21 protein-coding genes are annotated in these 20,772 nt (G+C 67.2%); 2 read left to right on the forward strand and 19 right to left on the reverse strand.

Features of this window, described 5'->3' with window-relative positions:
- Positions 1–65: 65 nt before the first annotated feature.
- The 11 genes from TabM4_RS15625 to TabM4_RS15675 form a co-directional block, all read right to left on the reverse strand.
- Positions 66–908, reverse strand: a complete 843-nt coding sequence (locus TabM4_RS15625; RefSeq protein WP_434614351.1) for an XdhC family protein — start codon at positions 906–908, stop codon at positions 66–68.
- Positions 905–2,080 carry a vWA domain-containing protein gene (locus TabM4_RS15630; protein WP_434614354.1) on the reverse strand — a complete coding sequence of 392 codons (1,176 nt, stop codon included), beginning with the start codon at positions 2,078–2,080 and terminating at the stop codon, positions 905–907. The genes TabM4_RS15625 and TabM4_RS15630 overlap by 4 nt, the downstream gene beginning before the upstream one ends.
- The gene (locus TabM4_RS15635; RefSeq protein ID WP_434614357.1) at positions 2,077–2,952 is read right to left on the reverse strand and encodes an AAA family ATPase; all 876 of its coding nucleotides are present in this window, start codon (positions 2,950–2,952) and stop codon (positions 2,077–2,079) included. Before TabM4_RS15635 ends, TabM4_RS15630 begins: the two co-directional genes overlap by 4 nt.
- A gap of 123 nt (positions 2,953–3,075) precedes the next feature.
- A complete protein-coding gene (locus tag TabM4_RS15640) occupies positions 3,076–5,496 on the reverse strand; it encodes an aerobic carbon-monoxide dehydrogenase large subunit (RefSeq protein WP_434614360.1) in 2,421 nt (806 codons plus the stop codon).
- Positions 5,493–5,984: a (2Fe-2S)-binding protein gene (locus TabM4_RS15645; protein ID WP_434614363.1), complete on the reverse strand. Its 492-nt coding sequence runs from the start codon at positions 5,982–5,984 to the stop codon at positions 5,493–5,495. Before TabM4_RS15645 ends, TabM4_RS15640 begins: the two co-directional genes overlap by 4 nt.
- Before the next feature lie 12 nt (positions 5,985–5,996).
- Complete coding sequence (locus tag TabM4_RS15650) at positions 5,997–6,851, reverse strand: FAD binding domain-containing protein (RefSeq protein WP_434614365.1); 855 nt, start codon at positions 6,849–6,851, stop codon at positions 5,997–5,999.
- Between the two features lie 140 nt (positions 6,852–6,991).
- Positions 6,992–8,143 carry an MHYT domain-containing protein gene (locus TabM4_RS15655; RefSeq protein WP_434614368.1) on the reverse strand — a complete coding sequence of 384 codons (1,152 nt, stop codon included), beginning with the start codon at positions 8,141–8,143 and terminating at the stop codon, positions 6,992–6,994.
- A 76-nt stretch (positions 8,144–8,219) separates the two neighbouring features.
- Positions 8,220–9,713, reverse strand: coding sequence for an FAD-dependent oxidoreductase (locus tag TabM4_RS15660; protein ID WP_434614371.1), 1,494 nt, complete (start codon positions 9,711–9,713; stop codon positions 8,220–8,222).
- A gap of 85 nt (positions 9,714–9,798) precedes the next feature.
- Complete coding sequence (locus TabM4_RS15665) at positions 9,799–10,689, reverse strand: bestrophin family protein (RefSeq protein ID WP_434614374.1); 891 nt, start codon at positions 10,687–10,689, stop codon at positions 9,799–9,801.
- A 127-nt stretch (positions 10,690–10,816) separates the two neighbouring features.
- Entirely contained in the window at positions 10,817–11,443 is a 627-nt protein-coding gene (locus TabM4_RS15670; protein ID WP_434614377.1) for a hypothetical protein, read from the reverse strand.
- Positions 11,444–11,553: 110 nt separating this feature from the next.
- Positions 11,554–12,579, reverse strand: coding sequence for an alpha/beta hydrolase family protein (locus TabM4_RS15675; RefSeq protein WP_434614380.1), 1,026 nt, complete (start codon positions 12,577–12,579; stop codon positions 11,554–11,556).
- Between the two features lie 123 nt (positions 12,580–12,702).
- Between TabM4_RS15675 and TabM4_RS15680 the strand changes: the two genes are divergently transcribed.
- Entirely contained in the window at positions 12,703–13,701 is a 999-nt protein-coding gene (locus tag TabM4_RS15680; protein WP_434614383.1) for a helix-turn-helix domain-containing protein, read from the forward strand.
- Between the two features lie 109 nt (positions 13,702–13,810).
- On the opposite strand, the gene TabM4_RS15685 is transcribed toward TabM4_RS15680, so the two are convergent.
- From TabM4_RS15685 to ruvC, 5 genes are read right to left on the reverse strand one after another with little or no spacing between them, the layout of a single operon-like run.
- Entirely contained in the window at positions 13,811–14,611 is an 801-nt protein-coding gene (locus TabM4_RS15685) for a hypothetical protein (RefSeq protein ID WP_434614386.1), read from the reverse strand.
- Between the two features lie 5 nt (positions 14,612–14,616).
- A complete protein-coding gene (gene ruvB, locus TabM4_RS15690) occupies positions 14,617–15,645 on the reverse strand; it encodes a Holliday junction branch migration DNA helicase RuvB (RefSeq protein WP_434614388.1) in 1,029 nt (342 codons plus the stop codon).
- Positions 15,646–15,693: 48 nt separating this feature from the next.
- Positions 15,694–16,590 carry a zinc metalloprotease HtpX gene (htpX, locus tag TabM4_RS15695; RefSeq protein WP_434614391.1) on the reverse strand — a complete coding sequence of 299 codons (897 nt, stop codon included), beginning with the start codon at positions 16,588–16,590 and terminating at the stop codon, positions 15,694–15,696.
- Positions 16,591–16,632: 42 nt separating this feature from the next.
- Complete coding sequence (gene ruvA / locus TabM4_RS15700) at positions 16,633–17,313, reverse strand: Holliday junction branch migration protein RuvA (protein ID WP_434614394.1); 681 nt, start codon at positions 17,311–17,313, stop codon at positions 16,633–16,635.
- Positions 17,310–17,831: a crossover junction endodeoxyribonuclease RuvC gene (gene ruvC / locus TabM4_RS15705; RefSeq protein ID WP_434614396.1), complete on the reverse strand. Its 522-nt coding sequence runs from the start codon at positions 17,829–17,831 to the stop codon at positions 17,310–17,312. Before ruvC ends, ruvA begins: the two co-directional genes overlap by 4 nt.
- A 320-nt stretch (positions 17,832–18,151) precedes the next feature.
- On the opposite strand from ruvC, the gene TabM4_RS15710 reads away from it, so the two are divergent.
- Positions 18,152–18,355 (forward strand): DUF1127 domain-containing protein, encoded by a 204-nt coding sequence (locus TabM4_RS15710; RefSeq protein WP_434614399.1) that lies wholly within the window; start codon positions 18,152–18,154, stop codon positions 18,353–18,355.
- A 106-nt stretch (positions 18,356–18,461) separates the two neighbouring features.
- Here TabM4_RS15710 and TabM4_RS15715 read toward each other — a convergent pair whose 3' ends face one another.
- From TabM4_RS15715 to TabM4_RS15725, 3 genes are all read right to left on the reverse strand, one after another.
- The gene (locus TabM4_RS15715; protein ID WP_434614402.1) at positions 18,462–18,815 is read right to left on the reverse strand and encodes a hypothetical protein; all 354 of its coding nucleotides are present in this window, start codon (positions 18,813–18,815) and stop codon (positions 18,462–18,464) included.
- 152 nt (positions 18,816–18,967) lie between these two features.
- Positions 18,968–19,840: a 50S ribosomal protein L11 methyltransferase gene (locus TabM4_RS15720; protein ID WP_434614405.1), complete on the reverse strand. Its 873-nt coding sequence runs from the start codon at positions 19,838–19,840 to the stop codon at positions 18,968–18,970.
- Positions 19,841–19,875: 35 nt separating this feature from the next.
- Positions 19,876–20,739: a class I SAM-dependent methyltransferase gene (locus tag TabM4_RS15725; RefSeq protein WP_434614408.1), complete on the reverse strand. Its 864-nt coding sequence runs from the start codon at positions 20,737–20,739 to the stop codon at positions 19,876–19,878.
- Positions 20,740–20,772 lie beyond the last annotated feature (33 nt).

Here is a 20,772-nt window from a genome sequence, read left to right on the forward strand (position 1 = left end):
CCTGTTCCGCCGTCAGGGGCGGGAACAACCGCCCCAGCAGCCCCGGCTTCGCCACCTTAACCGCCTCAGCCATTCGCGCCGCCCTCCCGCTCTCCGGCCCGCCGCCGCATTGTGATCTCCGCAAGGATCGACAGCGCGATCTCCTCCGGCGTGATCGCATGGATATCCAGCCCGGCAGGCGCCTTCACCCGCGCCAGCGCCGCCTCCTCCACCCCATCCGCCCGCAACCGCGCCGCCAACGTCGCGAGTTTCCGCCGCGACCCGACAAAGGCCACATATTCCGCACCACTGGCCAGCGCCGCCCGCAACCCCGCCTCGTCGCCACGCCCCTGCGTGGCCACAACGACGAAACGCTGCCCCGCAGCCCCCGCCTCGAGCGCGAACCCGTCTTGCACCTGGTCCGCCACGCCGTCGGCAATCCCCAGCCCCAGCCCCGGCGCGGCCAGCACCCGATGCATGTCGAACCGCCCCGCCAGATCCGCCAGCGCCATCGCCACCGGCCCCGCGCCAAAGACCACCAGCCGCGGCCGCGGCAGTACCGGCTCCACGAAGATATCCATCGACCCTTTCGACGGGCAGCCGTTCCGGGCAAAGCGCACCCCCGCCCGTTCCTCCCCCGGCACCACACCCTCGGCCGCCAGCAATTCTTCGGGCCGCAACGAGATGAACTGCGGCCGCCCCGCCCTGATCGCCGCCATCCCGGCCTTGCCCACTGCCGACCGCGCGCAACCGCCGCCTATCCAACCCTCGGCAATCGTGCCATCCGCAAGGACGATCGCCTTCGCCCCCGGCTTCGCGCTCGTCGCATCCACCGTGCGCACGACGGTGGCGATGGCAAAGGCCTCGCCCGTCGCCCGCAGGCTGGACAGGCGGCTTTCGAAACGGTCCTCGAAACGTGCGGTGATCATAGCCGTGCCAACTCCTTCTCCAGCGCCGCCAGATCGTCCAGCGTCCCTGCCGGGGCAAACAGGTCGAGATATGGCAGCGCCGCCGCCATCCCCGCCGCCACCGGCGCGTAATCGCGCCACCCCTTCAACGGATTGAGCCACACGATCCGGCACCCCCGCCGCGCCAGTCGCGCCATCGCTTCGGCCAGTTCCTCGGACGACCCGCTGTCATAGCCATCCGACAGGATCATCACCACCGTCCGCCCATCCACGAACCGCCGCGCATGGGTGGCCGCGAACTGCGCCAGCGCCGCGCCGATCCGGCTGCCCCCGCCGAACCCCTCCGCCAGCAGCGTGATCCGGTTCAGCATCCGCAAGGGATCCTCCTCGCGCAGCGCCTCGGTCACCCGCACCAGACGCGTATGGAACAGATAGGCATCCGCCGCCCCGTACCCCCGCATCAGCCCCGCCATGAAGGCAAGGAAGGCCCGCGCATAGGGCACCATCGACCCCGACACATCCACCAGAAGCGCGATCTTCACCGGCCGCTCCGGCCGCCTGCGCCGCATCAGGCGCACAGGCTCCCCCCCGGTCCCGACCGAGGCGCGGATCGTCCGCCGCAGGTCCAGCGCCGCGCCCCGCCGCGCCGCCTTGCGCCGCCGCGAGCGGCGGTCGCGCAGCGCCTGCCCCAAGGCCCGCGCCACCGCCTCCGCCTGCCGGATATCCTCGGGCGAGACGACCTCGCGCAGGTCCTTGCGCCGCAGGTTCAGCGCCGCCGTCGCGATCAGCCGCCCCTCGCCATCGCCCTCCGCGTCCCCCTCGCCCACGGCGTCCCTCCCCGGCGCAGGGGCGTCCCCGCTGCCAGAGGCAGCTTCGCCCACCATGGCCGACCGCGCCGCAGGCGGCGTGCCCGCAGGCACCGCCCGGCTCCGCACCCGCCCGCCATTGCGCCAATAGGCGTCGAACACCGCGTCGAACCGCGCCCAATCCTCGGCACAGCCGCAGGCCACCGCCTTCAGCGCCCGCCGCACCGCCGCCTCCTCCACCCCGGCCTCGGCCAAGGCCGCCAGCGCCAGTTCCGCCTCACCGATCCCCAGCCGGAACCCTTTCTCCCGCAGATGCGCCATGAACCCCACCACCCGCGCCGAAGGCCCCGCATCCCGCGCGGCAAAGCGGGTGACGCGCCCCCTCATGCCGCCCTCCCCGCCAGACGCAGCGCCACTTCGGTCGTGATCGCCGCCCGGTCCCCTTGCGTCTTGAGCAATGTCGCCAGCGCAGCCTGCAACACCGCGGCATCCTCCGTCAGATCCGCAATCCCCAGCCCCGCCAGCGCCGCCGCGAAATCCAGCATCTCCGCCACGCCGGGCTTCTTCTCCAGCGCCTCCTTCCGCAAGTCCTGCACGAAGCCAACGATCTGCGCCCCCAAGGCCGCCTCCACCTGCGGACAGCGCGCCTGAAGGATCGCCAGTTCCGTCGCCCGGTCGGGATAGTCCACATGCGCATAAAGGCACCGCCGCCGCAGCGCATCCGACAGGTCGCGCGTGCCGTTCGCCGTCAGAATGACCATGGGCCGCGTCACGGCGCGGACCGTTCCCATCTCGGGAATGGTGATCTGGAAATCGGCCAGCACCTCCAGCAGATAAGCCTCGAATTCCTCATCCGCCCGGTCGATCTCGTCGATCAGCAGGACAGGGGCCACCGGCTGCCGGATCGCCCGCAGAAGGGGCCGCTCCAGCAGATAGGCTTCGGAAAACAGCCGCGCCTCCACCGCGCTTCCCGTCTCGCCCCCCTCGGCCAGTGCCCGGATCGCCAAGAGCTGCCGCTGATAGTTCCACTCATAGATGGCCTGCGCCGCGTCCAGCCCCTCATAGCATTGCAGCCGGATCAATTCGCAGCCCTTCCAAGCCGCCAGGGCGCGGGCGACCTCCGTCTTCCCCACCCCCGCCGCCCCTTCCAAGAGCAGCGGCCGCCCCAGCGCCAAGGACAGATGCAGCGCCATCGCCAGATCGGGCGAGGCGACATAGCCTTGGGCAGAAAGGCCGGATTGAACGGTTGCGCCTGTCATCTGTCTTTCCGCTGCGCAAGGCGGGGTGAACCCCGCCCTACAATGTTGCGCCCCGTAGGGCGGGGTTCACCCCGCCCCCCGTGATGGTGCCCTGTAGGGCGGGGTTCACCCCGCCCCACCCGGTCACCCATGCAGCCCCAGATCGCGGGCAATCTTCCAAATCCGCCAATGGTCATGCGGCATATGGCTCTGCCTCAGACCAAACGCCCGGAACGCGTCATGCACCGCGTTCGAAAAGGCCGGAACCGACCCGACATTCGGGCTCTCCCCCACCCCCTTCGCTCCGATGGGATGGTGCGGGCTGGGCGTCTCGGTATGGTCCGTCGTGTAATGCGGCGTCTCCCATGCGGTGGGCAGGAAGAAGTCCATCAACGTCCCAGTCTTGACGTTGCCGATCTCGTCATAGGCGATCTCCTGCCCCATCGCGATGGCATAGCCTTCCGTAGCACCACCATGGACCTGTCCCTCGATCACCATCGGGTTGATCCGCGTGCCGCAATCATCCAGCGCGTAGAACTGGCGCACCTCATGCTCGCCCGTATCCACGTCGATCTCCATCACCGCGATATAGGCGCCGAAGGGATAGGTCATGTTCGGCGGATCGTAATAGGACACCGCCTCCAGCCCAGGCTCTATCCCCGGAATGGCCTGATTGTAGGCCGCATAGGCGATGTCCTTCATGGTCTTGAACCTCTCTGGCGCGCCCTTCACCTGAAACCGGTCCACGTCCCATTCAAGATCGCCCTCATGCACCTCCAGAAGCCAAGCCGCGATCATCTGCGCCTTGGCCCGGATCTTCCGCCCGCACAGCGCTGTCGCCGCCCCTGCAACGGGCGTCGACCGGCTGCCATAAGTGCCAAGACCATAGGGAGCGGTATCCGTATCACCCTCCTCCACCGTGATGCTGTCCGCGCTCAGCCCGATCTCGCTGGCGATGATCTGGGCAAAGGTCGTCGCATGCCCCTGCCCTTGGCTGATCGTCCCAAGCCGCGCGATGGCAGAACCCGTCGGATGGATGCGGATCTCACAACTGTCGAACATCCCCATCCCGAGGATGTCGCAATTCTTCACCGGCCCCGCCCCCACGATCTCCGTGAAATGCGTCAAGCCAATGCCCAAAAGCTTGCGCGTCTTCCCCGCCCTGAAATCGGCGATCCGCTGCGCCTGCTCCTCCCTCAGCGCCTTGTAATTCACCGCCTCCAGCGCCTTGTCCCACGCGGTGTGGTAATCGCCCGAGTCATATTCCCAGCCCAGCGCCGACTGATAGGGGAACTGCTCCTTGCGGATGAAATTGATGCGCCGCAACTCGGCGGCGTCCATCCCCAACTCGATGGCCAGCACCTCGATCATCCGCTCGATGAAATATGCGGCCTCCGTCACCCGGAAGGAACAGCGATAGGCCACGCCGCCCGGTGCCTTGTTCGTATAGACCCCGTCCACCCCCACATAAGCCACCGGGATGTCGTAACTCCCCGTGCAGATGTGAAAGAACCCCGCCGGAAATTTCGTCGGGTCCGCGCAGGCATCGAACGCACCGTGATCCGCCGTAACATGGCAGTGCAGCGCGGTGATCCTGCCGTCCTTCGTGGCGCTGATCCGCCCCTTCATCCAATAGTCGCGGGCAAAGGCCGTGGCCATCAGATTGTCCATCCGGTCTTCGACCCATTTCACGGGTTTCCCCGTCACGATGGAGGCGACGATGGCACAGACATAGCCGGGATAAACCCCCACCTTGTTCCCAAACCCGCCCCCGATATCGGGCGACACGACGCGAATATTATGCTCCTCGATCCCGGAAAGGAGCGAGGCCACAGTGCGCACCACATGCGGGGCCTGAAACGTCCCCCAGACCGTCAGCTTGCCGTTCACCTTGTCCATGGAGGCAACGCATCCGCAGGTCTCCAACGGACAAGGGTGCGTGCGGTGGTAATAGACCATCTCCTCGGCCACCACCTCGGCTGCACCCAGTGCCTCTTCCGTCGCCTCCCTGTCGCCCGTCTCCCACAGGAAGATGTGGTTGTGATGCCGCCGCGGCCCATGCGCGCCCGACATGATCCCGTTCAGATCCTCGCGCAGCACCGGCGCGTCAGGTTCCATCGCGGCGAAAGGGTCCACCACGACGGGCAGTTCCTCATACTCCACCTCGACCAACTCGATGGCATCGGCGGCGATATAGCGGTCGGTCGCCACGACGAAGGCCACCTCCTGCCCCTGAAACAGTACCTTGCCATCGGCCAGCACCATCTGCTTGTCGCCCGCCAGCGTCGGCATCCAGTGCAGGTTCAGCGGTGCCAGATCCGCCGCCGTCAGCACCGCCACAACACCGGGCAGAGCCCGCGCCGCATCGGCATTGATCGACTTCACCCGCGCATGGGCATAGGGCGAACGGACGAAATCCCCGAACAGCATTCCCTGCAACTTGATGTCGTCGACATAGTTCCCCTTGCCCTGGGTGAACCGCACATCCTCCACCCGCTTCCGGCTGGTCCCCATGCCCTTCAGATTGGCGATGCGCTCCTCGCGTGTCGGCGTCAGGTCGTTCATTCCGCAGCCTCCTTCGCATTCATCTCTGCCGCAGCAGCCAAGATCGCCTTCACGATGTTCTGGTATCCCGTGCAGCGGCACAGGTTCCCCGCCATGCCGAACCGCACCTCCTCCTCGGTGGGAGAGGGGTTCTCCTGCAGCAACCGATGCGCCCGGGTGATCATCCCCGGCGTGCAATAGCCGCATTGCAACCCGTGATGCTCCCGGAACATCCGCTGCAGCACATGCAGCCCGTCCGGCCCGCCCAGCCCTTCGATCGTGGTGATCTCCGCCCCGTCCGCCTGTGCCACGAACACCGTGCAGGCCTTCACCGACCGCCCGTCCATATCCACCGTGCAGGCCCCGCAATGGCTGGTCTCGCAGCCGATATGCGGCCCCGTGATGCCCAGCCTCTCGCGCAGCGTATGGATCAGCAATTCCCGCGGTTCGGCCAGCACCTCATGCACCTCGCCGTTCACCGTCAGGCTGACCTGCATCTTCTTTCCCATGACCATCCCCCCTCAGGCCCGCGTCCATGCCCGGGCAATCGCCCGACCAAGGATCACGCCCGCCACATGCCGCTTGAATTCAATCGGTCCGCGATTGTCCTTCTGCGGGTCGATATCGCCCAGCATGGCGGCAACCGCCGCCTTCACCGCTGCCTCGCCGCAGTCACTGCCCACCAGCGCCGCCGCCGCCGCCTCCGACCAGACCGGCACATCCGACAGGTTCGTCATCGCAACCGATGCGCTCGCAACCTTGCCCCCGGATTTGGTCAACAACACCGCCGCCGCCGCCGTGGCATAGTCCCCGATCTTGCGCTTCTGCTTTTCATAGGCGTAACCGCCGGCCGCCACAGGCACGGTGATCCGCGTCAGGATCTCGTCCTCCGCCCGTTCCGTCGCATATAGCCCGTGATAGAAGGCCCGCGCCGCCACATCGCGGCTTCCGCCGGGGCCCACCAGCGTAAAGCTCGCATCCAGACACTGCATCAACCCCGGCATGTCATTGCCCGGATCGCCATTGGCCACATTGCCCCCCACGGTGCCAACATAGCGCACCTGCGGATCGGCGATCTGCAACGCCGCCTCGCGCAGCAGGGGCAGCGCCTTCGCCAACCCCTCATGCCCGATCAGTTCCGCCTGCGTCACCATCGCCCCGATGGTCGCGCGGGCCCCGTCCACGGTGATCCCCTTCAGCTCGGCCACTGCCTGCAGGTCCACCAGATGGCCCACCTCCGCCATGCGCAGCTTCATCATCGGGATCAGGCTGTGCCCCCCCGCGATGACCCGCGCCTCATCGCCATGTTCCGCAAGCAGGCCGATGGCAGCCGCAAGGTCGCCCGGCCTGTGATAGGCAAAAGCCGATGGTATCATGATCTCCTCCCGACCCCGCGTCGCTCCCGCACGGGTTGAGAGGGAAGGCTATTTCGCCGGAACCCGCTGTTTAGGCCGGGTGAACGAAACCGGACGGCTTTTGCACGAATTGCGGAATGCCTGCACGAACTGCGACAGCCCTACAGACCCATGACCTCCCGCAACTCCGCCAACCGCGCGCGGCTGACCGGGATGCGGTCCTCCGCCCCCTCCACGCTGCATTGCCCGCCATCCTTCAGCCGCTCGAACTTCACCACGCGCAGCGGATTGACCAGAAAGCTCCGATGCACCCGAATGAACCCCGCCGGTGTCAGCCTCTCCTCCGCTTCCGAGATCGACCACGGGCAGAACAGCCGCTCCGTCCCCCGCAAGAGCAGCGTGTAATGCCCCTCGGCCCGCACCGCCGAAATCGCCATCGGGTCAAGGAACAGCGTCCGCCCCTCCTTCTCATGCGGCACGCGGAGAGTCTCGGCCCGCCGCGCCGTCGCCACCACCGGCTCCACGACAGGACGCGCAACCACTTCCGCCAAGGGCACAGGGGCAGACACGGCTTCCCGCGCCGGCAGCGACGCCAGCACCTCCTCCGCCGACGGGCCGAAGGTGATCCCTGTCAACAGGAACGCGGCCGAGATCAGGAAAGCCGCCAGCGTGACCACAATGCCCAGCGTCCCGTTCCCCAACACCGGCCCCGCCACCACCGCCCCCGCCTCCGGCAGGAACCCCGTCCCGGCCATGGCGATGAAATGCACGATGACCACCGCGACGCCAAACCCCACCGTCCCCAAAAGTATGTTCCGCCGCCCCCGCTCGGAATAGGCCACCCGCACCGCAAGCACTGGAAGGACAACCGCCGCCAGCAGCGCGCCCCCCACGCCCAAGGGCGTATAGACCGGGCGGCACAACTCCATTCCCGACATCCCGATGTAATGCATCACCGCGATGCCCAGCCCCATGATCACCCCCGCCAGCGTCACGCTGCGCGACGTCCTCGGCCGGAAATGCAGGATCAGCAGCGCCAGTCCCGTCATCAGGATCGCCGCCAGCGCCGAAACCAGCGTCGTCAGCGCGTCATAGAAATAGAAGATCGGCAGTTGCAGCCCCAGCATCGCCACGAAGTGCATCGACCAGATGCCCCCGCCCAGCGCCACCGCCGCCATCGACACCGCAACCTTGCGCTGCGTCACCGACAGCCGCGACACGCCCCGCGTCAACGACAGGCCGGTGAACCCCGCCATCAAAGCAATGGCGAAAGAGGCCAGCACCAACCGCCAGTCATGGCCGTATTCCAGCACCCGACAGCCTCCCCGCCTTCGGACCGCGCCGAAACTCTACAGAAGCCCCCGCCAAATCCAAAGCGCAACCGCAGGCTCAGGCGGGCAAGGCCCCCCGCCCGATCCGTTCCGCCGCCCGCAAGGCCAGCGCCGCCACCGTCAGGGACGGGTTCACCGCCGCCGACGTCGGCAGGACAGAGGCATCGACGATGTAAAGATTGTCCAGATCATGCGCCCTCAGTCCCGGATCGACGACCGATGTCGCGGGGTCAGTCCCCATCCGCGCCGTGCCGCATTGATGGCTGGGCTTCGACTTGGGAAACCCCTTCGACAGCACGATGGGCCATCCCGCCCGCCGCATCGCCCGTTTCAACTTCGCCACCAGAAGGTCATGCGCCGCCACATTGGTCCGTCGCCAATCCAGCACCACCTGCCCCTCCTTCCACATCACGCGCGAGGCAGGGTCCGGCAGATCCTCCGACATGGCCATGATATGGATCGAATGCTCCGCCACATGCCGCGCCAGCCACAGGGGCAGCCCCGCCTCACCCGCAAGGATGGGCCCCGTGATCCGGCCCAGCATCTGGACATTGCCCAAAGGCTCTCCACCCGGCCCGCCCGTCAGATACCAGTCGTTGAACTGGATCGTCTTCTCATAGACCGTCCGGTTCCGCCGGAACGGGTTCCAAGCCACCATCCCCGTCAGGTTGTGGTTCATGAAATTCCGCCCCACCTGATCCGACCGGTTCGCCAGCCCCCCCGGATGCTCCGCATTGGCCGAGGCCAAAAGCAGCGCCGCCGACATCACCGCCCCCGCGCAAAGACAGACCACCGGCGCGCGCATCACCTCGCGCCGTCCGGCCCGCTCCACCTCCACCCCGGTCACCCGCCGCCCCTCGGCCAACAGGCGCACCACCCCCGCCCCCGTCACCAGCGACACGTTCGGATGCCGCAACGCCTCGGCCAGCGCGCAATTCTCCGCATCGGACTTCGCGCCCGTGGTGTCGGGAAAGGCGTCCCATGTCGTTGCCCCCCGCGCCAGCCACGCCTCCAGATCGACACCCAGAGGCAGCGACGACACATGCAGACCCTGCGCTCCGAAAGCCCGCCGCAGCGCGGCTACATCCGGCTCATCCGGCACGGGCGAAAAGGGATAGGGCGCAGACCGCCACGGCTCCGTCGGATCGCCCGCTGCATCGCCCCGCACACGGTAAAGCGTCTCGGCCCGGCTGTAGAACGGCTCCAACTCGGCGTAACCGATGGGCCACCCCGGCGTCACCCCGCCCATATGGCGCAACGGCGCGAAATCCGCCTCGCGATAGCGCAGCAGAACCGCGCCGTAGAACTTGGTATTCCCGCCCACGAAGGCATAGTTGCCGGGGTTGAAGGCCCGCCCCTCGGCATCGCGCCACATCTCCTTGGGCCGGAAATGCCCCCGCTCGAAGATCGCCGCCGGATCACGCGCCTCCGCGCAATCCTCCAGCCGCTCCCCCCGCTCCAGAATGACGATTCTCCGCCCGCTCGGCGCAAGCCCCGCCGCAAGCGTCGCGCCCCCCATGCCCGAACCGATGATCAGGATATCGGGCCCCATGCCCCGCGCCCTCCGCTTGCAGGCCCCGAAAACCCAAGCCCGACCAGCACGTTAGCCAGCCCGCCCGCGAAAGGAAACCCGCTCCTCAACTGAGGTAGTGGTTCACCGGCTGCAAAGCGGGCGGGGCCTCCTGCCCCAGATGCGGTGCAAGGCTGATCTCTGCCGCACGGCACATGGCATCCATCGCGATGCCATTCTGGCTTGCCGCAAAGGGATGGCTCAACTCCTCGGTCACCTCGGCCAGCCCAAGGAACATGTAACCCACCACCGCCACGAAAAGCGGCGTTGCCCATCCCGTCGCATCCGTCAGGGCAAAGGGCAGCAGCAGGCAATAAAGATAAGTCGTTCGATAGATCAGCAACGAGTAAACGAAGGGCAGGGGGCTGTTCGCGATCCGCTCGCACCCCGCCTGCTGCATCGCGATGGACGCCAGCCGCTGCGTCAGCGCCCGCGCCCCGAACCCGTCGATGCCGCCGCCGCGATGCGCCTCGGCCACCATCTTTCCCATCCGGTCCAGCACCGCGCAGGGCGGATGCGCAGCCGCCGCCAGCGCCCCCACCTCTGGGCGAGGCGCGTCCGCGACAGGCAGGCCCCGCAGGTTGATGCGATGCGCATGGATGAAATCCAGCGCCCCTTTCAGCAACGACCGCCGCACGTCCGGCGCAGCGACAAAAACCTCCGCCTCCCGCGCAAGGCTGCGCAGATCGGCCAGCAATCCGCCCCACAGTCGGCGCGCCTCCCACCAGCGGTCATAGGCGGCATTGTTGCGGAACCCCAGAAACAGCGACAACCCGATCCCGAACACCGCAAAGGCCGATCCGTCCAGCCGCGGCACTTCCCCCGTCACCCGGTCCAGCCCGACCGCCATCGCCGCAAAGGCCGCAAGCACCAGAACCGGTGCAGCAATCCGCGGCACGATCGACCCGCGCAGCGCCGTAAGCAGGTCCCAAAGATCCGGTCTTTCCCTCACGATCATCACGCATCCTCCGCATCGGCGGGCCAAACGCCCGTCAGCCAGTCCTCCCCCGCCCTGGCCCGCCTGTCACGCGCAGACCCGCCACCGGGGTGAGGACTCCGCGCCTGCCGCCTTCCCGCTCAGCCGGTCACTGCACCGCCGCTATCCGCGCCACAAGGCGCAGCGCATGCGAAGGATCCTGCGCCATCCCCGGCAAGACCGGATCATAGGCCGCCCGGATCACCGCCGCGATCTCCGGGCGCAGCATAACGACCCCCTCCTTCCCCGCCGCCAGCGGCGCCTGATCGGCAAAGGCCCGGTCCGACCACAGAAGGATGACCTGCACCGCCTGACTCAACGCCAGCGTCTCCACCGGCACCGCCGCAAGATGATCGTCCATCCGGATGAAGACGAAAGCCGCCCGGATCGCACCCGCCTCGTCAAAGCGGAAGATGCGATACTGGTTCGCCTCCGCCGCCTCCAGCCGCGCGCAAAGATCACGCAACCCCGTCACCAGCCGGTCGAGGTTGGGCACCTCCGGCAATTCCGCCCAGTCGCGGAAAAAGAAGATCATCAGGTTCGCGCCGAGTTCCGGGTCCGTCTCGGCCATGCGATGCCCCGCCAGCGCGACCACCGCCTCCACCGCCCCCTTCACCACCGAAAGCGTGGCATCCTCCACCCCGAACACCACCGGCACGATAGGCCGCCCCCAGCGCGCGCAAAGAAAACGCCCGTCCGCCCGCGTGAACAATGCCTGAACCCGCTCCGCTTCCATGCCCGCTCCCTCTGCGTCCCTGCCGCGCCCATACAGCCTCCCCGCCATCACCTCAACCGCAGGAAAAGGGCCCGGCCCTGCCGGGGGCAGGACGCAGGCCCTTCCCTCCGTCAAAGTCCCAGATGCTGCACCACCGCCGCAATGACTGCCCGATGGATCGCCGCACGAACCGCCCCCGCCGGATCGGTGCAGACCGGATCATCCCCCTCCGCCTCCAGAATGGCCGCCCCCTTCTCCGTGCAGAGCGGCAGGACCGAGAAATGATAGGCCGGGGCCACCTCCACCACCCGCGCCTGCGGCACCAGCGCCGCGAAGCCGCTCCCCTCGGCCGAGATGTCGGTGCTGTCCAGCCGGTCCACACCCGCCCCCAACTGGATCAGCAGCGCAGGCACGGCGAGCCCCGCCACATCCGCCGCCTCCAGCCCCCATGTCAGCCCCGGATCGATCGCAACGACCGCATCCACCCGCGCATCCGCCAGATCGGCATCCCAGGCCCCCGCCTCCAGCAGCCCCAGATCACCCCCCTGCGCCGCGATGTCCCGGCAATGCCCTGTCGGCGCCGTGGCGCAAAGCGCCCGATACCCGGCAAGGTTCCCCCGCACCCCCGCCAGCGTCAGCGCGGTCCAGCCGCCATAGGAAAACCCCGCCGCCGCGATCCGTGTCTCATCCACCATCGGCCCCAGCACCGGATCGGCCAGCACATGATCCAGCGCAAGCCGCAGATCCTCCGCCCGCGTCCAGTGCCGCAACCCCGCCTGCATGTCGAAATCGAAAACCGTGCTTTCCGGATGATTCACCGCCACCACAACCGCCCCCCGCTCCGCTAGCGCCACCGCCAACCAGCCGAGCGATCGGTAATGCCCCCCCAGCCCATGCGACAGCAGAATCAGCGGATGACGCCCCGCCACTGCCTCCGCCTCGGGCGCCACAGTCACAGGCCGGAACACGGGGTTCCCCCCAAAGGACGCGGTCGCGCTGCCCTGCACCGCCGGATACCAGAGGGCGAACTCCATTTCCCGCCCATGATGCGGCGCAGGGATCGTGCCCTCCTGCACCCCCGCTACATGCCCCGCCCCCTCGGCGCACAGCACGGCAGGCATCAGCGAAAGGCACAGGCCTAGGATCAGGGTCTTCATTGGGTTTCTCCATCGGAAGGAAGGGTTTGCGAATGCCGCCTCCGTGCCACCGCCCCCCCCTCCTCCGCGCCCTGAAACCGGTTCGAGGTTGTGCAAAACCGGTTCGAGGACTACCGCTATCCCATGATCGCCCTGCCCCTGCCCCTCGTCCTGTCGCTGATCATGGGCTTCCTCGCCCTGCGCATGGTGCTGCGCGGCGGCCCCGTGCCGGTCATCGCGGGCCTCCTCGCCCTGCTTGCCCTGCAGGCACTCATCAACGCCCTCGCCCTGCACTACGGCCAGCCCGCCGCCCGCTTCCTGCAACCCGTCACCGCCATGGCCATCCCCGCCCTCGCCTGGCTCGCCTGGAACGCCGACGCCCTCGCCCGCCCCCTTCGGCCCCGCGACGCCCTTCATGCCGCGGGCCCGCTGGCGGCGCTCGCGCTGCGCTGGCAGGGCGGGCTCCTCCTCGAACTCCTTGTCCCCCTCACCTATGCCACCTATGCGGCGGCCATCGCCACGGCGCTGCATCGCACAGGGCCCGACCTGCCGCGCAGCCGCCTTGGCCAGGGCGGCCATCCCCGCCTCCTCTGGGGCGGCATCGCCCTCGCCCTCGCCCTGTCAGCGCTCTCCGACTTCGGCATCGCGCTGGCCATCGCCGCGGGCAATCCCGCCCGCGTGCCCATGATCGTCGACATCGCGACCAGTGTCCTGCTTCTCGGCATCGGCAGTCTCGCGCTGGCCGCCGAACGGCTCACTGCCCCGGCCGAAACCCCGGACAACCCGCCCCCGCCCGCCGCGACCGAGGACGACCACACCCTCATGGCCCGCCTCGCCGACCTCCTGGAAACCCGCGCGCTCTGGCGTGATCCGGACCTGACGCTCGCAAAACTCGCCCGCCGCCTTCAGGTGCCCGCCAAACGCCTCTCCACGGCCGTCAACCGCACGACCGGTGACAATATCTCACGCCTGGTCAACAGCCACCGCATCCGCGCCGCCTGCGACGCGCTCGCCCGCGGCGCAACCGTCACACAGGCCATGCTTGAGGCAGGCATCCTGACCAAATCCAACTTCAATCGAGAATTCCGCCGCATCACGGGTCAAACCCCGACCGAGTGGCAATCGACCCACCGGCACCTCTGATCTGCCCTTCGTCTCGGCCCCAATACCCTGCGGGGGTGAGGCGCGGCACGCGCCGAGGGGGCGCAAAGCCCCCTGATTTTTCGCAGAAAAATCGTCACCCTGGCGCGGCCTACTGCCCCGCCATCACCTGAGCCACTGCCGGTGGAAGCCCTGCCGACGCATCCCCCCACAGGCGCGGACCACTGCCCTCTTCCCATAACGCCACGACAACACGTCCATCCACCGAACTCACCGCAACTGCAGCGCGCACCGCGTCGCACATATGCGCCTGACAGCCGCGCCCGGCGACCCAGTCACCCTGCCGCTCCATCTCGGTGCCGATAGCCATCGCCGCCTGCACGCGCGACAGCGCCTCACCCCCCATGAGATCGGTGAACACACCGGCCCATTCCGGTGCCGTCACCAGCCCGTAAGGATGCTGCCCGACCCAGCCCTCAGCCCCCATCTCGGGCGTCTTGCCCGTCGCCTCCATCCCCAGTTTCTGCTCGACGATCCGCCCCTTGCCGTCCCAGACAAAGGCACTCCGCCCCTGCCCGGGCGGTCCCGGCATCGTGACCGTCACCGTCTCGGCATCTGCGGCAATCTCGTAAAGGTCCGAACAGGTGCCGAAGGTCTCGGTCAGCCGCACTTTGCCCGGCGTCGTGTCCAGCCATGCGAACTCCGCCGGACAGAGCGACCCGCCCGACGACATCTGGACCAACACCAGATTGCCCACCCTGTCCGCAAAGGATACGAACATCATCCCGTCAATCGGAAACGCCGTCCCCGCGATGCGCAGCATATGCTGCCCCTCGCCCTTGGTGATCGTGGCCGGACCCGATGCGCTGTCTATGGCCTCCTCTGCCCGACCCGCGCCAGCCAACAGCCCGCCTATCGCCGCCGCGACGATCGCCACTCGCAATCCATGCATGATGTTCACCCCTCGAACAAATCCGCCTGTCCCGGCCCCTTCGGCGGCTCCAGCCCCAGATGCCGCCACGCCCTCGCCGCCAGCATCCGCCCGCGCGGCGTCCGCTGGATCAGGCCTTGCTGCAGGAGGTAGGGCTCGATCACCTCCTCGATCGCGTCCCGCGCTTCGGAAAGGGCCGCCGCGATGGTTTCCACCCCCACGGGTCCACCTCCGTAATTCTCGGCCAGCAGCATCAGATACCGCCGGTCCGCCCCGTCCAGCCCCAGATGATCCACCCCCAACCGCGTCAGCGCGCGGTCGGCGATCTCACGCGTCAACCGCCCGTCGCCCTCGACCAGCACGAAATCAACCACCCGCCGCAGCAGACGCCCCGCCACGCGGGGCGTCCCCCGCGCCCGCCGCGCGATCTCGCGCGTTCCCTCCGCTTCCGCCTGCACACCCAACAGCCGCGCGCCGCGCCCCACGATCAGGTGCAACTCATCCTCGGTATAGAACTGCAGCCGCGTCGGTATCCCGAACCGGTCGCGCAGCGGCGTCGTCAAAAGCCCCAGCCGCGTCGTCGCCCCGACCAGAGTGAAAGGCTGCAGATCAATCCGCACCGTCCGCGCCGCTGGCCCCTCGCCGATCACCAGATCCAGCGCGAAATCCTCCATCGCCGGATACAGCACCTCCTCCACCACCGGGCTCAGGCGGTGAATCTCGTCGATGAACAGCACATCCCGCGGTTCGAGGTTCGTCAGGATCGCCGCCAGATCGCCGGGCTTGGCCAGCACGGGGCCGGAGGTCATCCGGAACCCCACCCCCAACTCCCGCGCCATGATCTGCGCCAGCGTCGTCTTGCCCAGCCCCGGCGGCCCGTGGAACAGCGTGTGATCCATCGCCTCGCCCCGCATCCGGGCGCTTTCGATGAAGACGCGCAGGTTCGCCCGCGCCTCCGCCTGCCCCACGAATTCCTCCAGCGCCTGCGGGCGCAGCGCACGGTCTGTGTCTTCGGGCAGCCGCTCAGGCCGCAGGGTCGGGTCCGGGTTCATCATGGCCGGAACATTCACAGAACGCCGCCAATTTGGCAAGCACCCGAAACCCTATTCCCACGGCCCCCGCGCCTCGACACCCACCTTGCCCCAGCGCTTCCCCTCTGCCGCCAGCGCCTCAAGCGCGGCGATCCGGTTCGCCGTGGCCGGATGGGTGGAAAACAGCGCGTCCCGCTTATGCGCGTGCAAGGGGTTGATGATGAACATATGCGCCACCGCCGGGTTCCGCTCGGCCGCGTCATTGTCGATCCCCTTGGCGAAGGCGTCGATCTTCCTCAACGCGGATGCCAGCCACATGGGATTGCCGCAGATCGCCGCCCCCACCTTGTCCGCCTCATATTCCCGTGACCGCGAAATCGCCATCTGCACCAGACCCGCCGCCAAGGGCGCGAAGATCATCACCGCAATCGCCCCCAGCATGCCCCCCTGCCGATCCCGGCCGAAGAACATCGCGAAATTGGCCAGCATCCCGATGGCCCCCGCAAAGGTCGCCGTCACCGTCATGATCAGCGTGTCGCGGTTCTGGATATGCGCCAACTCATGCGCCATCACCGCCGCCACTTCCTCCGCCGTCAACCGCCGCAAAAGCCCCGTCGTCGCCGCAACCGCCGCATTCTCCGGGTTGCGCCCCGTGGCAAAGGCATTGGGCTGGTCGCTTTCGATCACATAGACCTTCGGGCGCGGCATCCCCGCCCCATCGGCCAGCCGATGCACCATCCCCACAAAGTCCGGCGCGCTGGTCAGGTCAACCTCGCGCGCCCCGGTCATCCGCAGCACCGCCTTGTCGGCGTTCCAGTAGCCGAACAGGTTCATCCCCGCCGCAAAGACCAACGCAAGCACGGCCCCGCCCGCACCCCCGATCATCGCGCCGATCCCCATGAACAGCGCCGTCAGCGCCGCCATCAGGATGAATGTCTTGCCATACCCGCCCATGACCTGACCCTCCATGACCAAAGGTAAAGATGGTCAACGTCCGGCGCGCTGCAAGTCTTACTTCGGCGCAAGCAGCTTCAATGCCGCCCGGATCAGAGCCGCCGCATCCGCCTCCGGCATCTCCGCCGCGACTGTCGCCACCGCCTGCGCCGCATCCCCCGCGCCATAGCCAAGGTTCGCCAAGGCCGACAGCGCATCCGCACTCGCCGCCGCCCGCGCCTGCGCCGCCCCATCCACCTTCGCGGCCTTCTTCGGCGCGGGCGCGAAGGGTTCGATCACCGCATCCGCCGCATCCGCCACGGCCGAAACCGACAGCTTCCCCCCCATCGCCATCAACCCCGGCGCCTTGGCCTTCAACTCCAATATCACCCGCTGCGCCAGCTTCGGCCCCACGCCGGGTGCCGCCTGCACCGCACGCGCATCACCAAGGGAAATCGCCCGCGCCACCCCCTCCGCACCCAAGGCACCAAGGATCGCCATCGACGCCTTCGCGCCAACCCCCTGCACGGTCATCAAAAGCTTGTGCCACTCTTTCTCCAGCATGGTCGGAAACCCGAACAACTGAAGCAGGTCCTCCCGCACCAGCAGATCGGTGTAAAGCGAAACCGCCTCCCCCACCCCCGGCAGCGCGGCCATCGTCCGCTCGCTCACATGGACGATGTATCCCACCCCGCGCACATCGATCAGCACCGTATCAGACCCGCGCCAGTCCAGCCGCCCAGAAATCTTGCCGATCATCCCGCCGCCCTCTTCAGCGCCGCCTGCAAGCGCCCCGCGCTCTGGCTGTGATGGGCATGGCAGATTGCCACCGCCAAGGCATCCGCCGCATCCGGCCCCGCCACCTTCACCCCCGGCAGATGCAGCTTCACCATATGATCGACCTGCACCTTCGCCGCATGGCCCACGCCCACCACCGTTTTCTTCACCGCATTGGGCGCATATTCCCCCACGGTCAGCCCGAACTGCGCCGGCACCAGCAGCGCGATCCCCCGCGCCTGCCCCAGCTTCAGCGTCGCCACCGCGTCCTTGTTCACGAATGTATGCTCTACCGCCGCCGTATCCGGCTGCCACTGCCGCAGCACCTCGGTCAATTGCGCGTGCAGCGACAGCAGGCGCAGCGCCAGATCTCCCTCCCCCTCCTCGCCCGGGGCGGAATGGCAGATGCCGTTGGCGACATGGGTCAACCTTGCCCCCGCCACGTCGATCACCCCCCAGCCGAGGTTCCTCAGACCGGGGTCGATTCCCAAAACCCGCATCCCTGCCCCTTTTCTCATTGCTTGGGTCAGAATTAGCACGAAACGGGAACATCCGGCAAATGCCATTTCCCCTTGCAGAGTTTGTAAACGATTTGTTATGCAGATGCAGAAAGCGACGCTGCCCGTCGACAATCCGACGCCGCACTCGTCCGGAACCGCATCATCCAGCAAAAACAGGGCCAGACGGCCCTCTCTCGTCATGCAGCCATTGCAAGGGTGCTTTGCCATTGCAGCGCTGGTTGTGCAGTCGCAGCACGATTATATGGCTGTCGTGAAGCAAGGTTGCTTCCACCATGAGCAGTTTAAAAAGGATACCTCCCATGGCCGCCTATGAAACGACCCGCACGGCGCCGTTCGGCGCCATTTCGATCTTCCGCGCTGTCCAGTTCATCTCGAACGGCTTCATCGCCTTCTCGAACTGGAACGACGCCCGCGTCACCCGCAAGGCCCTTGCCAAGCTTTCTGATCGTGAGCTTGACGATATCGGCCTGTGCCGTGGCGACATCGAAATGATCGGTCGCTGAACCACAGCACCGTTCCGAAATGCCAGAGCCGTCGTCCGTGGGGGACGACGGCTCTTTGCATTTCCGGGTTGCCAGAGACCCCACAGGATCCCGGTCCATCCCGCCCTCAGCTGCGGCTGCGCTCCACCACGATCTTGATCGCGCCCGAAATCAGGTTGGTCAAAGGCTCCGACTGCATCAGGAAGGCCTGCATCGCATCGCCCCCCCCGCGGGACTCGATCTGCGCCACGCGCGCATCATAGGCCTCAGCACCCATGTGGTAATGGATCGCGCCCTTCAGGCCAAAGCAGAAGCAGAACAGGAAAACGCCGATCCGAAAGACCGGTCGCCGCCGCACTGGCAACCTGCGGTAATAGGATCGGCCAAGCGTGCCCGGCGCCTCAAACCCATGGCCCATTGCATGAGTCCGCTCGATGCGGCCGACACGCGTGTAGAAGTCATCCAAATTCGGGTCGGACATGGTTTGCCCCTACATCTCGACCCCCACCGCAGAAAGCAATATTCAGAAATCATGGCAAAATTGCGGCAAAACGGCCCCTTCGCCGCATTCCTGCCGCAAGTTCTAATAAACCTTTCGTATAAACCCGCCCTTTCGCGGGCCTAGACCAGTCCTTACGCGCGCCGCAGCACAAGCGTGGACCATTCGCCGATATCCTCGCGCGCCTCCAACGCGAATCCCTCCGCGACATAGGCCGCCGTCACCGCCTCGGCCTGCACAACCAGAAGGCCCGACAGGATGGCGATGCCGCCTTTGCCCACATGCGCCGCCATGTCCGGCGCAAGTTCGATCAACGGCCCCTTCAGGATATTGGCAAAGACCAGATCGAAGGGCGCCGCCTCTGCCAGCCGCGCATGGCCGAACCCCGCCGCCTCAAGGCATTCCACGCGACCTTCCAGCCCGTTGATCCCGACATTGGCGACAGCAACCTCGACCGCCACTTCGTCGATATCCGACGCGATCACCAGCGCATCGGGCAGCACCGCCGCCGCCGCCATCGCAAGCACCGCCGTCCCGCAGCCGATATCCGCCACCTTGGCCGGACGGAAGCCGGCCTCGAACAGCCGGTCGAACGCCCGCAGACAGCCCAGCGTCGTGCCATGATGCCCGGTGCCGAAAGCCACGGTCGCCTCGATCTGCAACGCCACGCGCCCGGCCGGAACCTTGTCCGCATCATGGCTGCCATATACGAAGAACCGCCCCGCCTCCACCGGGCTCAACTCCCGCCGCACCTTTGCGACCCAGTCGATCTCGGGCAGTTCCGACAAAGCAAAGGGCTTCGCGCCAAAAGCCAGCGCGATCACCTCCAGCATCACCATGTCGGGCTTTTCAAGGAAATAGGCCCCCACCTCCCACAGCCCGCTGTCATCCTCGATCTCGAAGACGCCCACCCCCGTGGGCTCCGGGTCCATCCGCTCGATGGCATTGGCAAGTGCCACTGCGGCATCCTCGCCTTCCAGCGTGGTCAGGGCGGAATAGGTGGGCATGGGGGCGTCTCCTCGTGGATCACCCCCGATAAACTCTAATCCGCCGTCGGGCGCAACCGCATCAGCAGATAGCGGTTGCTGCGCCGGAAGGCCTCTGCCGTGCGGTCATCCCCGGTCAGCCGCCGCACCAAGGACTTCCGACGCCGTTCCCCCATCAGGCGCCCGACGATGCCCACCGCCAACCGCCGCAGCAGGGGCCGATGCTGCCGCAACTCCCGGTCCATCCCCGAAAGCCCCACGCCCAGCACATTGAAGAAGGCCTGTTCCACATCGATCGAGGGCGCAACCTCGTCGGTCACGTCGATCTGTGCCTCTACCGCCAACCCCTCCTTGGCGGCAGCCGCTAGGAAACTCTCCACCACATGCCCGCCACCCACCGTCCGATGCGGATTCTTCAACCAATCCCCGTCCAGCCGCCGGAACACATCGCCAATCACGATGGCCCCGCCCGGTGCCAGCAAGGCCTTGGCCCGCGGCAGGCTCTGATCCAGCGGAATATACTGAAAACTCTCCGAGAACAGGCACAGGTCGAACGGCCCGGTGACCTGCGCCTCCTCGAACATCGCCTCATGCACCACGGCCTCGGGCGCATTCTCCCGGCATCGCCCGGCCAGAAAGGCCGACGGCACCACGATCTCCACCCGATGCCCCATCGCGATCAGCCGCTTCGCCGTCTCGCCCGCGCCACCGCCAATGTCCAATATCCGCAACCGCCCCTCCGGGAACAGCGACATCAACCGCTGGCTATAGGCCTCCTGCGCCGCCCCCAGATTGGCCGCAACAGGCTCCAGCCCCGCCCACAGCCCGTAATGCATATGCTCCTTGCCTGTCAGCCACTTGGCCAGCGCGCAGCCAGCCTCCAGCCCGACGGCGCGCGTGTCGATGCGCCCAGACGCCATGACCCGAGATATCCCCCAACCCTTGAAACGCTG

Origin of the sequence: Tabrizicola sp. M-4 (assembly GCF_051132405.1) — a bacterium.
GTDB lineage: Bacteria > Pseudomonadota > Alphaproteobacteria > Rhodobacterales > Rhodobacteraceae > Paragemmobacter.

What these genes read in the sequence shown, in the direction of transcription:
- TabM4_RS15625 (WP_434614351.1), bottom strand. Translation starts at nt 908, where the DNA reads ATGATCACCGCACGTTTCGAGGACCGTTTCGAAAGCCGCCTGTCCAGC.
- TabM4_RS15630 (WP_434614354.1), bottom strand. Translation starts at nt 2,080, where the DNA reads ATGAGGGGGCGCGTCACCCGCTTTGCCGCGCGGGATGCGGGGCCTTCG.
- TabM4_RS15635 (WP_434614357.1), bottom strand. Translation starts at nt 2,952, where the DNA reads ATGACAGGCGCAACCGTTCAATCCGGCCTTTCTGCCCAAGGCTATGTC.
- TabM4_RS15640 (WP_434614360.1), bottom strand. Translation starts at nt 5,496, where the DNA reads ATGAACGACCTGACGCCGACACGCGAGGAGCGCATCGCCAATCTGAAG.
- TabM4_RS15645 (WP_434614363.1), bottom strand. Translation starts at nt 5,984, where the DNA reads ATGGGAAAGAAGATGCAGGTCAGCCTGACGGTGAACGGCGAGGTGCAT.
- TabM4_RS15650 (WP_434614365.1), bottom strand. Translation starts at nt 6,851, where the DNA reads ATGATACCATCGGCTTTTGCCTATCACAGGCCGGGCGACCTTGCGGCT.
- TabM4_RS15660 (WP_434614371.1), bottom strand. Translation starts at nt 9,713, where the DNA reads ATGGGGCCCGATATCCTGATCATCGGTTCGGGCATGGGGGGCGCGACG.
- TabM4_RS15665 (WP_434614374.1), bottom strand. Translation starts at nt 10,689, where the DNA reads ATGATCGTGAGGGAAAGACCGGATCTTTGGGACCTGCTTACGGCGCTG.
- TabM4_RS15670 (WP_434614377.1), bottom strand. Translation starts at nt 11,443, where the DNA reads ATGGAAGCGGAGCGGGTTCAGGCATTGTTCACGCGGGCGGACGGGCGT.
- TabM4_RS15675 (WP_434614380.1), bottom strand. Translation starts at nt 12,579, where the DNA reads ATGAAGACCCTGATCCTAGGCCTGTGCCTTTCGCTGATGCCTGCCGTG.
- TabM4_RS15680 (WP_434614383.1), top strand. Translation starts at nt 12,703, where the DNA reads ATGATCGCCCTGCCCCTGCCCCTCGTCCTGTCGCTGATCATGGGCTTC.
- TabM4_RS15685 (WP_434614386.1), bottom strand. Translation starts at nt 14,611, where the DNA reads ATGCATGGATTGCGAGTGGCGATCGTCGCGGCGGCGATAGGCGGGCTG.
- ruvB (WP_434614388.1), bottom strand. Translation starts at nt 15,645, where the DNA reads ATGATGAACCCGGACCCGACCCTGCGGCCTGAGCGGCTGCCCGAAGAC.
- htpX (WP_434614391.1), bottom strand. Translation starts at nt 16,590, where the DNA reads ATGGAGGGTCAGGTCATGGGCGGGTATGGCAAGACATTCATCCTGATG.
- ruvA (WP_434614394.1), bottom strand. Translation starts at nt 17,313, where the DNA reads ATGATCGGCAAGATTTCTGGGCGGCTGGACTGGCGCGGGTCTGATACG.
- ruvC (WP_434614396.1), bottom strand. Translation starts at nt 17,831, where the DNA reads ATGCGGGTTTTGGGAATCGACCCCGGTCTGAGGAACCTCGGCTGGGGG.
- TabM4_RS15710 (WP_434614399.1), top strand. Translation starts at nt 18,152, where the DNA reads ATGGCCGCCTATGAAACGACCCGCACGGCGCCGTTCGGCGCCATTTCG.
- TabM4_RS15715 (WP_434614402.1), bottom strand. Translation starts at nt 18,815, where the DNA reads ATGTCCGACCCGAATTTGGATGACTTCTACACGCGTGTCGGCCGCATC.
- TabM4_RS15720 (WP_434614405.1), bottom strand. Translation starts at nt 19,840, where the DNA reads ATGCCCACCTATTCCGCCCTGACCACGCTGGAAGGCGAGGATGCCGCA.
- TabM4_RS15725 (WP_434614408.1), bottom strand. Translation starts at nt 20,739, where the DNA reads ATGGCGTCTGGGCGCATCGACACGCGCGCCGTCGGGCTGGAGGCTGGC.